A 13898-nucleotide genomic window follows, 5' to 3' on the forward strand; every position below is an offset into this window, starting at 1 on the left:
TGCCTGATGTCGCCCATCCTTCGTCTAATCGCCATCGCCAGCACATTTCTGGCCGTGCCAGTGTCGGCGCAAACAGGTGCGGGAGGACCGCCCATGGTTGGCGTTGTGACGGTGGAATCAAAAGCGATTACTGAAGCGACAGAGATCAATGGCCGGATCCAGGCCATAGGCCGAGTCGATCTTTCGGCCCGTGTGACCGCCTTCCTCGACGAGAAGCTTTTTGTCGAGGGTGCTGAAGTCAGCAAGGGCGATCTTCTCTTTCGTCTTGAACGCGCGCCCTTTGAAGCGGATGTCGAAGGAAAGCGCGCCGCAGTAGCTCAGGCGCAAGCCCAGTTGGAAAACGCGAATCTCGCGCTCGATCGAGCAGAGCAGTTGCTCAAGAGTTCGTCTGGAAGTCAGAGTTCGGCAGACAATGCGCGGGCGGCTCAAAAAACAGCCGCCGCACAGTTAAGATCGGCGCAAGCGCAGTTGCGTCAGTCCGAGATCAGTCTTGGTTATACTGAAATTCGTTCCCCGATCGATGGTCGCGTCGGACGTACCGCCTTCACCATTGGTAACGTCGTGGGGCCCGCGTCGGGTGCCCTCGCGACCATCGTAAGCCAGGATCCGATCTACGTCAGTTTTCCGATCTCGGTAGCGCGGTTTCTCGAACTGCGTGAGCGATTTGCCACGGACGGCGGTTCCAACGCTGTTCGTATCCGCTTGCGGCTTCCTGACGGACGTCTTTACGGTCAGGTCGGCAAGCTCAACTTCATCGATATCAACGTGGCCCGCGACACCGACACGATCGTCCTGCGCGCCATTGTACCGAACCCCGCCTTGCCCGGTAGGGGGGGACGCGAACTGGTGAACGACGAACTGGTGCGTGTCGTACTGGAGTCGGTAAAGCCCCGCGACGTAGTCGCTATCCCGCGCGCCGCCGTGCTGACCGATCAGCAGGGCGATTTTGTTTATGTCGTCGGCGAAAAAGACATCGCACAACAGCGCCGGATCAAACTGGGTCAATCAACGGCAACGACGGCTGCGATCATCGAAGGGCTACAGGTTGGCGAGCGGGTTATTGCTGAAGGAATTCAGCGCGTGAGACCGAATACACCGGTTGCGCCCGCTCCGGTAGAGGCTTTGTCCCCGCCATCGAAACCAGCCCAGCGGGGATAAGGCATGATCTCCAATCTTTTCATCGACAGGCCGCGTCTTGCCATTGTGATCGCCATCGTGATGACGCTGGCAGGCGGGCTCGCGATGATGCGCATCCCAGTCGCCCAACTTCCCGATATTGTGCCGCCTCAGGTCCGGGTGACCGGCATCTATCCCGGCGCGTCTGCCGAGGTTGTGGAAGCGACTGTGGGACAGCCGATCGAGTCGAAGGTGATCGGTGTCGATAAGATGCTCTACATGAAGAGCACCAGCGGCAATGATGGCTCCTACACCCTAACCGTCAGCTTTGCCCTCGGAACGAACGCCGACATCAATACAGTCAATGTCAATAATAGGGTTCAGACCGCCCTTGCCCAGCTTCCGCCCGAGGTGCGGGCGCTCGGCCTCACGGTTCAAAAGCAATCTTCGTCCATTCTGCAGTTCATCTCCGTCTATAGTCCTGCGCAGAAGCACGACACATTGTTCATGACGAACTACGCTACGATCAACGTGCTGGACGAGTTGTCCCGAACCCCAGGCGTCGGCTCGGCGCAATTGTTCAGTCGCATGAACTATTCGATGCGCATCTGGTTCGATGTGGAAAGGTTGTCGAGTCTTGGGTTGGCACCATCGGATGTGATCCGTGCGATCCAATCCCAGAGCGTGCAGGCGCCGGTAGGTCGGATCGGCGCGCGTCCCGTCCCCGACGACCAGCGCTTTCAGCTCAACGTGCAGACGCAAGGGCGGCTGACCACAGCGAAAGAATTTGGCGAGATCCTATTGCGCGCCAATGCCGATGGATCGGTGCTACGCATCAGCGATGTCGCCCGCGTTGAATTGGGGGCGCAAAACGAAGATGCCGAAGCCCGGGTCAATGGCAACCCGGCGATAGGAATCGCTATTTTCCTGTCACCGGGGGCCAACGCGCTGGCGACGTCCACTGCGATCAACAAGAAACTCGAAGTGCTGCAGCGCCGATTCCCGGACGGCTTGAAGATTCGCGTTATGTACGACTCCACGGAGTTCGTGAACGACACGATCAGGGCAGTCGTTCACACGCTCGTCGAAGCGTTCGTCCTTGTCGCGATCGTCGTTTTCATTTTTCTTGGCAATCTTCGGGCAACCATCGTTCCCATCATCGCGGTCCCGGTCAGTCTCGTCGGCACTTTTGCCGTGATGCTGGCGCTGGGATACTCCGCTAACACCGTTTCGCTTCTCGCGCTGGTTCTTGCCATCGGCATCGTCGTCGACGACGCTATTGTCGTAGTCGAGAATGTCGAGCGCGTCATGGAAGAGGAGCCGGAGCTTTCACCCGTCGCGGCGACCAAGAAGGCCATGGCGCAGGTGACCGCGCCCATCATCGCGATCACGCTGGTGCTTCTTTCCGTTTTCGTGCCGATCGGCTTTATCCCCGGCATTTCCGGTGAATTGTTCAGGCAATTCGCTGTTACCATCAGCGTTTCGATGTTGATCTCCGCGATCAATGCGTTGACGCTTTCTCCCGCGCTTTGCGCCGTGTTTGTGCGGCATGGTGGCCCCAAGCGCGGTGTGATGGGCTGGATCGGTCGTCGGATCGACGGTTTGCGTGACGGCTATGCACGCATTGTCAGAAAGTCGTTGAGGCTCTCAGCTTTCTCCATCGTTGTCGTGCTGGTAAGCGGCGCAGGCATTGTCAGCCTCGGTTCGATAACGCCGACTGGACTTTTGCCGGAAGAGGATCAGGGCGCATTTTTCGTCAACATACAATTGCCGGATGGCGCATCGGTCGCGCGCACGAGCGAATCCGTTCGCGACGTCGAAAAGATTCTGGCGGGTATACCGCAGGTCCAGGATGTTGTCGCTGTCATTGGCTATTCGTTGCTGGACAGCTTTGCCGCCAGCAACAACGCTTTCGTCATCGCCAAACTCAAGCCGTTCGAACAGCGCACTGCCGCGGCGGATAAGGCACAAGTCCTGATTGGACAGATGTTCGTCGCAGGCCAGCAGGTTCGAACGGCGACCGTGCTTCCTTTCAATCTGCCGCCGGTCGTGGGGCTTTCGACCAGCGGCGGCTTCGAGTTTATGCTCGAATCGCTGGAAGGCGCAGAGCCAGCGACGCTCGGCAACCTGGCAAACGGAGTGGTCGCTGCAGCCAACCAGGATCCGAAACTGAGGCGGGTGTTCACGACCTACGGGGCGAACGCGCCCTCGCTCTTCCTCGATATCGATCGCGAAAAAGCGCAGGCGCTTGGTGTCGCGATCGGAGACATTTTCGCTGCGCTGCAGACCACGCTGGGAGGTTCCTATGTCAATGACTTCAATCTCTTCGGCCGCACCTGGCAGGTCAATCTTCAGGGTGACGTAACGAACCGCAGGGACATTCCGGCACTATGGGACATCTATGTCCGCAGTGCCGGCGGCGCCATGGTACCGCTCCAGTCGATTGCGGAGCTTCGGACAGTCACCGGACCGGCTGTCATCACACGTTACAACAACTATCGGTCCGTGACCGTGAACGGCTCGCCGGCCCCCGGTGTCTCCTCCGGTGAAGCCATGAAAGCGATGGCGATGGTCTCGGCAAAGGCATTGCCGCCAGCCTATGCCTTCGAATGGACGGGGACCGCCTATCAGGAACAGCAGGCCGAGGGACAGACGACAATTATTCTTGGGCTTGCGTTGCTCTTCGCTTATCTCTTCCTTGTCGCGCTCTACGAAAGCTGGACCATTCCGGTACCCGTACTCTTGTCGGTGGCGATAGGTGTTCTCGGCGCTTTCCTAGGATTCCTGTTTGCGAGACTGACCCTCGATCTTTATGCGCAGATCGGCTTGGTCGTGCTGATCGCCTTGGCCGCCAAAAACGGCATCCTGATCGTCGAGTTCGCCAAGGAACAGCGCGAGCTCGGTCTCAGCATCAAGGAAGCTGCCGAGCTCGGAGCAAAACTTCGCTTCCGCGCGGTGATGATGACGTCGATCGCATTCATCCTCGGCTTGGTCCCGCTCGTCTGGGCGGATGGAGCCTCGATGATCGCTCGCCGTAACGTCAGTACGCCCGTCTTCGTCGGTATGACGGTTGCCAGCACGCTCGGGATTTTCCTGATCCCCATGCTGTACGTCACATTCCAGACTCTGCGCGAAAAGCTCAAAGCGAAGTTCAGAAAGTCCAAGACTGCGCATAGCGCCGATGTCGTCGTCGGTTCGTGAAGCGAGGATGTTCATCATGGCCCCGAATGGTCTGATCAAGCTCAGGCGATTTGTTCGGTCTTGGACGATATCGCACGAACGCGACGTATCAGATACATTTGAGCACTATCGTCGGATGTTTCGAGCCAGATTCCGTCGCGAGATGGATTGGCTGAGGCTGATGGTTCTCGGCGGCATCCTTACTACATTCAGCGCTCTTGCCCTTGCCGACGCCCTCGCGGTTCAACCGGGCCAAGAGCATTTTAGCGGCGGTTCAGCCATATTCAGTGGCATAATCATGATTTTAGTTGTTCTAAAGATCGCAAGAGGCGACATCTACATCGACTGGCTGATGAATGGGATACCTTGCATCCTTGCAGGAGTGGCGCTTTCGTCGGACGAGAACCTCACAAGTATTTCGACGTTGATTTTTTTAAGCACTTTCTTGGTGGCATCCGGAATAGCTCGAATCTGGATAGGCCTGACAGCTTCGCCGGAGGACGGCGCAACATGGATTCTGTCTTCCGGGTGCGTCGCCATACTCAGCGCGTTCTGGATCTTCTGTGCATGGTTTCTTGCCATGCCGACGACGGCCGCACTCATTCTAGCTTTCGATACGCTGTTTCAGGGCATCTCAATGACCGGATACGGCCTCTCCCTGAAGGAAGAGCGATGAGCATCACCGCATCGGTCTGTCTTGAAATAGTATTCTTAGCCGTGTCCGCGAATTAGAGGTGCACTAGCCAATGGCTCTCAAGAACATCGTTGTCTTCCTGGATCCGTCGCGGACTGGCGCAACTCGCGCTCGCTACGCCGTGGAGCTGGCTCTTCGTCACGGTTCGCATCTCATCGGTATCTTCGCTGTCCCGTCGGGCTGGCAGATAGATCCTGCAGATTCTTATGTCAGGGGGAGGGAAGCTATACGGCGGCTTATCGAACGTCACAAAGCGAAAGAGATCGCCATGTCCGAGGCCGCAAGCAAAAACTTTAGTATAGCCACGAAGCGGGCGGATATCAGCTTTGAGTTCCGTATCGTCCGTGAAATTGATGCCGATGATGCCAAACTACACTCTCTGCATGCTGATCTGGTGATCACGGGTCATCCGCCGCCGGGTGGGTTGCCTAGTGGCTGGTCGGCTGAGACGCTGTTGCTTGCTACCGGTGTTCCAATTCTCATCCTGCCTGATGGATGGAAGGCCGGGACCATCGCAGAGCGCGTGCTTCTGGCTTGGAACGCCAGCCGTCAAGCCCGGCGCGCGATTTCGGATTCGTTGCCGCTGCTGACGGCAGCCCAATTAATCTCCGTCGTTGTGGTCGATTCAGCGAAAAATCCGTTGCACGGTGAAGAGCCTGGTGCAGATGTTGCGGTCTATCTTAGCAGACATGGAGCCAATGTTACGGTCGAGCAGATTGATTCTAACGGATCGTCCATTGCTGATGTTATCTCGAATTATGCCGATCGCAATAATATGGACCTCATTGTGCTTGGCGCATACAGCCACGCGCGATCGCGCGAGATTGTCTTCGGGGGCGTGACGCGATCTCTGCTCAAGTCGGTGACCATCCCAATATTAATCTCTCACTGAATATGCTGATTGCGTTGCCCGCCAATCCTATCCTCAGTATTAAAAACAACGGTGTTAGATGCCGTAATGGGCCGGCCTTCGCGAGCCTAGCCAGCATGGGTGGCTGTCCCTCAGAATGATGGTGTTGGAACGGAGTCCGAGCGATCGGCTCCAAGCATCAAGAGAGGAACAGCCATGGAGCATTATGTGGGAATCGATGTCTCACTGAAAGAGAGCAGCGTGTGCGTTGTGGATACGAGCGGAACGATCGTCCGCGAGGTCAAGATCGCCAGCGAGCCAGAGGCGCTTGTCCGCTATTTTGACGAGCTGGGATTGGCTGTCAGCCGCATTGGGCTCGAAGCCGGGCCGTTATCGCAATGGCTGCATGCGGGGCTTGTCGCCGTCGGACGCGATGCCGTGTTGCTGGAGACGCGGCACGTGAAGGCGGCGCTGTCGGCCATGACGGTGAAGACCGACCGGAAAGATGCGCGCGGGATCGCCCAGTTGCTGCGGATGGGGTGGTACCGCCCGGTTCACGCGAAATCGGTGCCTTGCAAGGATACCCGGGCTATTCTTATTGGACGCAAGCTTTTGCAGGGCAAGCTTCTCGACGTCGAACTCAGCATCCGCGGCATTCTGCGTGGCTACGGGCTGAAGGTCGGCGAAGTGAGCCGTGGAAGGTTTGAGGCCCGTATCCGGGAATTGATAGTGATCTGCCCCCTTTGAAGTGGTCCTCCCTGAAGTATGGTTTTGCGGTGGAGGATAGGATCGATGGCAAGGAAGAGGCATACAGCTGAAGAGATCGTTGCGAAGCTTCGACAGGTTGATGTGCTGATGGCACAGGGTCGGCAGGTGGCAGACGCAGTCCGAGCGATAGGCGTGACGGAAGTCACCTATTATCGATGGCGCAATGAGTATGGCGGCCTGAAGGGCGATCAGGTGAAGCGGCTGAAGGAACTGGAGACCGAGAACAATCGTCTCCGGCGAGCGGTGTCGGATCTGACGCTGGACAAGCTGATCCTGGCTGAGGCCGCAAAGGGAAACTTCTAAGCCCCTCCCGACGCCGAGCGTGCGTCGATCATGTAACAGCTGAGCTTGACATCTCCGAGAGACGGGCGTGCCAGGTTCTGGGTCAACATCGATCGACGCAGCGCAAGATCCCAACGACACCCGATGATGAGGCGACTTTGACTGCCGACATCATCGAGCTTGCTCGTCAATATGGTCGCTACGGATATCGCCGGATTACGGCGTTGCTTCGCAGGGCCGGCTGGACGGTGAACAAGAAGCGTGTCGAGCGGATCTGGCGACGTGAGGGGCTGAAGGTCCCTGCCAAACAGCCTAAACGTGGGCGTCTGTGGCTAAATGACGGATCGTGCATCCGTCTGCGGCCGGAGCGGCCCAACCATGTCTGGTCTTATGACTTCGTCGCCGACCGCACCCACGATGGCAAGGCGTTCCGGATGCTGTGCGTCATCGACGAGTTCAGCCGTGAGAGCCTGGCCATCCGTGTCGCACGCAGGCTGAGAGCGACTGACGTGATTGAGGCCCTTTGCGAGCTGTTCGTCTCGCGGGGCATTCCAACACACATCAGATCGGACAACGGACCTGAGTTTGTCGCCGAAGCACTTCGGGACTGGATCGCGGCTGTCGGAGCAAAGACTGCATATATCGAACCGGGCAGCCCCTGGGAGAACGGCTATTGCGAGAGCTTCAACGGTAAGCTGCGAGACGAACTGCTGAACGGCGAGATCTTCTACACATTGAAGGAAGCGCAGATCGTCATTGAAAACTGGCGACACCACTACAACACGGTGCGTCCGCACTCATCGCTGGGATATCGACCACCGGCACCCGAGGCTCTCGTTTGGCCAGCACCAAAGGAGGTAGTCAAAATGCAATCTCTAAACTAACATTCCAATCGGACCACTCAGTGGGGGCCGGTCACCCTTGGACGCGCTCGAAGGAGCCACGTGGAGCGAATCATGAGAATGGTGGCCAACAAACCTGACTCGATTGAACTCAATATCCGACAGGCCGCGGACTTGATGCGAAGTCTGAGCAATCCCAATCGGTTAATGATTGCCTGCGCGCTGGTCGAGGGCGAACAATCTGTCTCGGAGCTCGAAGACAAGCTAGGCATCAAACAGCCGATTCTGTCGCAACAACTTGCTGACCTCAGAGAAGCGGGAGTCGTTCAGGCGCGGCGGGTCCTCCAAGTCCGTATTTATAGCGTCGCAGATGCCAAAGCTGGGCATTTGATTGCGGCTTTGCATCAGATTTTTTGCGAGGACTCGCATTTGTCAGTGCCCTTCAAGATTCCCGTCCGGACGAAAGCTTCGGTACAGGCCGCCGTTTTCGCGCAGGTCGCACGGCGTTCCGGAAAATGACTAGGAATTAAGATGCAGCAGACTTATTTGCAGTCGTTGATCGGGGGAGAGCTGATCGGCTTATCCGCCGCGATCCTCTTGGTTCTTAACGGTCGCATCGCCGGCGTCAGCGGCATGGTCTCCGGTGCTATCCAGCATGTCAGTGCTGAAAGCATATCTCGCATCCTGTTTCTGGCGGGCCTGCTGTTTGGACCGCTGGTCTACCGGCAGTGGTTCGGCGTCTGGCCACAGATCGAAGTGACAACAACATTGGGTTTAATGGTCGTCGGCGGCTTGCTTGTCGGCTTTGGAACCCGCCTCGGATCGGGCTGCACCAGCGGACACGGCGTATGCGGCCTTGCACGCCTTTCGCCGCGGTCTTTCACGGCAGTCGTCGTGTTTCTGTGCACCGGGATCGCGACGGTATTCGTCATGAGAAAGTTCGGAATCACATGAACCTTCTTGCGCGAAATTTGGTTTCTTTGGCGTCCGGTGTGATCTTCGGGTTCGGCTTGGCATTATCCGGTATGCTCGACCCCGCGCGCGTTCGCGGATTTCTCGATATCTTTGGCGCATGGGATCCCAGCCTTGCTTTTGTGCTTGGCGGTGCGGTCGCCGTTTCATCCATCGGCTATATCATTTCACGAACTATGACGGCGCCTGCATTGGATGTCGCGTTTCATTTGCCGACCACGACTTCAATCGATTCACCTCTCCTCATTGGTGCCGGATTGTTTGGGATTGGCTGGGGAATTTCCGGTCTATGTCCCGGCCCTGCGATCGCATCGCTGAGCTTGGGCATCCCGGCGACCATTGTCTTCACGATTGCAATGATCGCCGGTGTGGCCGCGCATGACCACCTGTTCAAGGCGCGTCAGAACCGGCAAGCAGCACAGTGACGATGTGGTCAGGCGGTCTTGCGATTGGCTCCGGTAGCCTCGTTGGATTTTCATTGGGCCTCCGGCGGCGGTGGCTCTATCCTTGCTACGCCCCTGCTGCTTTATGTGGTCGGCTTGTCTCCGCCTCATCTGGCCATTGGCACCGGTGCCCTTGCTGTGGCGGCGAACGCGTTTCTGAATTTCACCAACTATGCGCGTAAAGGCACCGTTCGCTGGCGCAATGCGCTGATATTCGCCGTCGTCGGCAGCATCGGCGCATTCGCGGGGTCGAGTGTAGGCAAGGCTATCAACGGTGACCGGCTGCTGTTTCTCTTCGGTCTGTTGATGCTCGTGGTCGGTGGCCTCATGTTACGGACGAAGCGATCCAATACGGTGTCAAATGCCAACGACAATGGCCGGCCGTGGTTGGCAGGCGCCACCGCCCTCGTCGTCGGCCTCGCCGCCGGGTTTTTCGGAATCGGCGGGGGATTTCTGATCGTGCCCGGGCTAATCTTCGCTACCGGTATGCCGATGATCAACGCGATAGGGACGTCGTTGCTGGCGGTTGGTGCTTTCGGGCTGACAACAGCGATCAACTATGCTTGGTCCGGCCTCATTGATTGGACAGTCGCGGCTGAGTTCACATGTGGCGGGTTTGTCGGAGGGTTGATCGGAATGCGACTTGCCGGCCATCTCTCGCAATTCAAGAGCGCCCTGAATATCGTATTTGCGTCTCTGATTTTTGTTGTGGCGGTCTACGTACTCTACAAAAGCGGGCAGTCGCTATTTTCATAGCGAAGTCCGTTCCGAATGGCGACGACATCTTGCTTTCTATAAAGTTGACAATGAAAGAGTGACGCGAAGGCCGTTTTCATCACTCCGATTTTTCAGCGCGAGCTTCGCCCCAAGTTTGTCAGCCGCGAGTTGAACGATCGAAAGCCCCAAGCCGCTGCCATAAGGACTTTTGTGACGACCGCGAAAAAATCGCGATGTCACAAGTGGCAGTTCGGAATCTGGGATACCGGGGCCATCATCATCGACGGAAATCGTGATGGAGGATCCGACGCGGACAGCGTCCCACTTCACGGTGCCGTTGTGCTTGATATGCTGAATTGCATTTTCATGAAGGTTTCGCAACGCCAACGACAGAAGATCTCGATTTGTCGCGAAACCGAGATCGTAGAGCGCGAGACTTAAGACGACGTTGGCTGACCCTGAGGGCGGGTCGGTCGATATAATTTCGTCAAGAATTTGACCGAGGTTGACGTCGTCGGTCCGTCGGACGCCATCCTGTGCGTCGATTCGCGCAATTGCCAGCAATTGGCGCACCAGCCTGGAAGTTCGATCAACTGAAATCACAATGAGGCGCAACGCTCTTGTTCGCACCTCAGCATCTTGCGATGCAATGGCGACTTGCGCTTGCGTCTTCAGTCCGGCAAGCGGCGTGCGCAATTCATGAGCGGCGAATGCCGTAATCTCGCGTTCGTGGCGTCGAGCGGTTTCCAGCTTTGAAAACAAAAAGTTCAGGGAGTTTACGAGCGGAGCCAGCTCCGGAGGCGTTCGGGTTACATCAAGGGGGTCATGTCATCGACGCTTCGATTTTTCAAATCCGCAGCCATGAGTTGAAGCGGTCGCAATCCCCGTCCCAAAACCATCCAGATCAGAAGCCCGAGCAACGGAACGATCAACATCGCAGGCCAGAGCAAGCCTTTGATGAGGTCGGTGACAAGCCGTTCACGTAGCCCGAGGCGATCTCCGACGAGCACGCGAATGCCTTTGGCCGAATCGGAAATGGCATAGACGCGCCACGTTTCGCGACCGACTTGCTGGTCGGAGAAGCCATCAGCCTCATTACCCAAACTTTCGTTCGGTGCGCCGCTTGACCGTGCAACTAGCCGACCATCCAGCGACCAGATCTGGCACGATAATTGACGTTCATAGCTTGCGGTCTCAGGTAACGTTTGCACGTCGGATCGCGAGGTACGCGACGGAACCGCGTCACCGTTGATGGCCAGCGAGCTAACCATGCGGGCCGCTTCCTGGAGCCGAGTGTCAAGCACATGTTCAACCTCGCTGCGGGTCTGGAAAAATATCCATGCGCTTGCGAATAGCCAGATTATACCCGTTGCGACCGCGAGCACGATGAAAAGGCGACCTTTCATGGAACGGGTAATCATGATTTGGCGTCTCGCATTCGATACCCTATGCCACGCACCGTCTCGATGATGTCGCGCCCGAGTTTGCTGCGAAGGTTGTGAATATGTACCTCGACGGCATTGCTTCCGATCTCGTCCTGCCAGCCGTATAGACGATCCTCAAGGTCGCTCTTGGAGCGGATCGCTCCGGGTCGCTCCATCAACGCGGAGAGAAGCGCAAATTCGCGACGTGACAGGCTTACGGTGCTTCCGGCCGCGGTCGCGGCAAGTGTCGCCGGATCAAGCGTGATCCCGTTGTATGCGAGATGCGGCGCGGCACGGCCTGCTTTTCTCCGCACGATGGCGCGTACTCTGGCGGCGAGTTCGTCCAGATCGAACGGTTTCCCCAAATAATCGTCTGCGCCTGCGTCCAGCCCTCTGATCCGGTCAACGACTTCGTCAAGGGCGGTCAGGAGAAGAACGGGCGTTGCGTTTCCTGCCGCGCGAATGCCAGACAGAAAATCAAGTCCGGAACCGTCCGGCAGCATCAGGTCCAATACCACGGCATCAAATGATGCCGTCGCCAAGGCCTCCAAGCCGTCAGCACAAGAGGTCACCGCATCAACGGTGGCGCCCGCCAGGCTCAGGCCAGCTTTCAAGCCGTCCAGTAGGACGGGATCATCCTCGACAACCAGAATTCGCATCACGTCCTCGCTTCACCAAATCGGTACGTCACAGGCGAGCCTTAAGGCTGCCTTAAGGTAGGGCGGCGAAGCCAGACTCCACCTTTTTATGTGGAATGTCATGCCAAACGCCTGCCTGAAAACGTTCTTCGGCTTTCTTCTGTTTACGGTCATGGCTGCCTCCGCGCAGGCGCAAAGCCCGCCGGCTGTTAACAAGGCTTTCCAGCTAAACGTTGCGCGCGGAGTGCAAGATACCTTGGTTCTTAATTGGGTGATCGCGCCAGGCAATTACCTCTATCGTGACAGAATCACTGTCACGAGCCAGCAAGGTGTTCCGATTAAGGTGAGTACTCCTGCCGGCGACATGAAAGACGACCCGTCTTTTGGTAGGACGGAAATATATCACCGGCAGGCGCGCGCTACCGTATCTGCGGAATCGGCAAGCGGTCTGAACACGCTTGTGGTCTCCTTTCAGGGGTGTGCAGAGCAAGGAATTTGCTATCCGCCGGTCACCAAGACTGTCGATTTGAAAACGCTGTCGGTTGCCGAACCGGCCGCTCGGACGTCGGCGCCAGCACAGTTGAACAGCAATTGGATTTCCGATCCGGCTTTGGAACGTCCAAGCGTATCTCATGCGAATGCCATCGATGCGGAGCCGGAACAGCCAGAGCTCGGCGGAAGTTTTATCTCCATGCTCGCCGCCTTTGTGGGGTTTGGTTTGCTGTTGGCCTTCACGCCGTGTGTGTTTCCGATGATACCGATCCTGTCGGGGATGCTGGCGCAGTCTGGCGAGAAGCTGACGGCCCGACGCGGCTTTATGCTGTCAGCCGCCTATGTCATGGCGATGGCGCTTGCCTACGCATCTCTGGGAGTGGTGGTCGCTTGGTCCGGACAGAACCTGCAGGCTGCGCTTCAAACGCCGCTCGCGCTTGGTGTAATGAGCGCAATTTTCGTCGTGCTCGCGCTGTCGATGTTCGGCCTCTTTGACCTGCAGCTTCCGCAGGCCTGGCAGAGCCGCATCGTCGGCGCCGGTAGCCGCCGCGCCGGATCACTTGGCGGGGCTGCGATCATGGGCTTCGGCTCTGCATTGATTGTCGGCCCGTGCGTAACGCCGCCCCTGGCCGCGGCCCTCGTCTATGTCGCTCAGACCGGAAACGCGTGGCGTGGAGCGTCAGCACTGTTCGCCCTGGGCATCGGGATGGGTTTGCCGTTGATGGCATTCGGGACGTTTGGCGCAAGCATTTTGCCCAGATCTGGCCCGTGGCTGGCACGTGTGAAGCACGTGTTTGGCTTCGTTTTCCTCGGAGTGGCGATCTGGGTGATCTCGCGCGTTCTTCCAACGTGGCTCATGCTAGCCCTGTGGGGCGTGGGCCTCGCCGGAACTGGCATCTACCTGGCGGCGCCACAGCTACGGGCCCGAACCCGAGGACAAGCATGGCGCAAATGGACTGCCTTTGCGGGCGCGGCTTCAGTCGGCGTTGGTGCGTTTCTGATGGTTTCCCCCGGTCTAGGCTCGTTCGGTTTGCTGGGACAGCTCACCAGAATTCCCGCCTTCGCAACAATCACCGCCGCGCACGCGGCTAAATTCGAGACCGTCGCGACGTCGCAGGCGCTCGATGCGGCGATTGCAAGCGCGGGTCAGAGTGGCAAGCCCGTTGTGCTCGATTTCTCAGCCGAGTGGTGCGTCGAGTGCAAGGTCATGGATCGCACCGTCTTCTCAGACGCAGCCGTATTGGCGCGTTTGAACGACTTCACGCTGATCCGTGCGGACGCCACCAACTACAACGAAGATACACGATCATTGATGAAAAGGTTCGGCGTTGTCGGACCACCCACGGTTGTTTTCCTTGGCGCGCGAGACAGCAAGGAAATTGCCGGGGCGAGAATCGTCGGCCCCGTCGATTCAGCCACGTTCCTGAAGCGGCTCAATCAGCTTCAACCGTCCTGAAACAGTCCATTTTATCCGAGGAGA

12 protein-coding genes and 2 pseudogenes are annotated in these 13898 nt (G+C 57.7%); 11 read left to right on the plus strand and 3 right to left on the minus strand.

Going from position 1 to position 13898, the window contains the following annotated elements:
• The first annotated feature begins 6 nt into the window (after positions 1-6).
• From F8237_RS35345 to F8237_RS35395, 10 genes and pseudogenes are all read left to right on the plus strand, one after another.
• The gene (locus F8237_RS35345; RefSeq protein WP_080890809.1) at positions 7-1158 is read left to right on the plus strand and encodes an efflux RND transporter periplasmic adaptor subunit; all 1152 of its coding nucleotides are present in this window, start codon (positions 7-9) and stop codon (positions 1156-1158) included.
• Between the two features lie 3 nt (positions 1159-1161).
• Positions 1162-4317, plus strand: coding sequence for an efflux RND transporter permease subunit (locus tag F8237_RS35350; RefSeq protein ID WP_100957189.1), 3156 nt, complete (start codon positions 1162-1164; stop codon positions 4315-4317).
• Between the two features lie 7 nt (positions 4318-4324).
• Complete coding sequence (locus F8237_RS35355) at positions 4325-4972, plus strand: hypothetical protein (protein WP_100957187.1); 648 nt, start codon at positions 4325-4327, stop codon at positions 4970-4972.
• A gap of 70 nt (positions 4973-5042) precedes the next feature.
• Positions 5043-5882: a universal stress protein gene (locus F8237_RS35360; RefSeq protein WP_100554963.1), complete on the plus strand. Its 840-nt coding sequence runs from the start codon at positions 5043-5045 to the stop codon at positions 5880-5882.
• 174 nt (positions 5883-6056) lie between these two features.
• Positions 6057-6569: pseudogene (locus F8237_RS35365) on the plus strand (IS110 family transposase); the annotation flags it as partial.
• Positions 6570-6632: 63 nt separating this feature from the next.
• A protein-coding gene (locus tag F8237_RS35375; protein WP_100554962.1) for an IS3 family transposase occupies positions 6633-7774 on the plus strand; the annotation gives its coding sequence in 2 pieces (ribosomal slippage) (positions 6633-6897 and positions 6897-7774; 1143 coding nt in all).
• A 72-nt stretch (positions 7775-7846) separates the two neighbouring features.
• A complete protein-coding gene (locus F8237_RS35380; RefSeq protein WP_100554961.1) occupies positions 7847-8251 on the plus strand; it encodes an ArsR/SmtB family transcription factor in 405 nt (134 codons plus the stop codon).
• A 12-nt stretch (positions 8252-8263) separates the two neighbouring features.
• Positions 8264-8686, plus strand: coding sequence for a YeeE/YedE family protein (locus F8237_RS35385; RefSeq protein ID WP_100554960.1), 423 nt, complete (start codon positions 8264-8266; stop codon positions 8684-8686).
• A complete protein-coding gene (locus tag F8237_RS35390) occupies positions 8683-9129 on the plus strand; it encodes a YeeE/YedE family protein (protein ID WP_100554959.1) in 447 nt (148 codons plus the stop codon). The genes F8237_RS35385 and F8237_RS35390 overlap by 4 nt, the downstream gene beginning before the upstream one ends.
• A gap of 2 nt (positions 9130-9131) precedes the next feature.
• Positions 9132-9903, plus strand: a pseudogene (locus F8237_RS35395) (sulfite exporter TauE/SafE family protein).
• Between the two features lie 36 nt (positions 9904-9939).
• Here F8237_RS35395 and F8237_RS37415 read toward each other — a convergent pair.
• The 3 genes from F8237_RS37415 to F8237_RS35405 are packed head-to-tail and all read right to left on the minus strand — an operon-like array spanning position 9940 to position 11947.
• Positions 9940-10626, minus strand: coding sequence for a sensor histidine kinase (locus tag F8237_RS37415; protein WP_338025208.1), 687 nt, complete (start codon positions 10624-10626; stop codon positions 9940-9942).
• Between the two features lie 47 nt (positions 10627-10673).
• The gene (locus F8237_RS37420) at positions 10674-11285 is read right to left on the minus strand and encodes a sensor histidine kinase N-terminal domain-containing protein (RefSeq protein WP_338025209.1); all 612 of its coding nucleotides are present in this window, start codon (positions 11283-11285) and stop codon (positions 10674-10676) included.
• Positions 11282-11947 carry a response regulator gene (locus tag F8237_RS35405; RefSeq protein ID WP_100554957.1) on the minus strand — a complete coding sequence of 222 codons (666 nt, stop codon included), beginning with the start codon at positions 11945-11947 and terminating at the stop codon, positions 11282-11284. The genes F8237_RS37420 and F8237_RS35405 overlap by 4 nt, the downstream gene beginning before the upstream one ends.
• A 100-nt stretch (positions 11948-12047) precedes the next feature.
• Between F8237_RS35405 and dsbD the strand changes: the two genes are divergently transcribed.
• Complete coding sequence (gene dsbD, locus F8237_RS35410) at positions 12048-13874, plus strand: protein-disulfide reductase DsbD (protein WP_244626178.1); 1827 nt, start codon at positions 12048-12050, stop codon at positions 13872-13874.
• The last annotated feature ends 24 nt before the right edge of the window (positions 13875-13898 follow it).

This window comes from Bradyrhizobium betae, assembly GCF_008932115.1.
GTDB lineage: Bacteria > Pseudomonadota > Alphaproteobacteria > Rhizobiales > Xanthobacteraceae > Bradyrhizobium > Bradyrhizobium betae.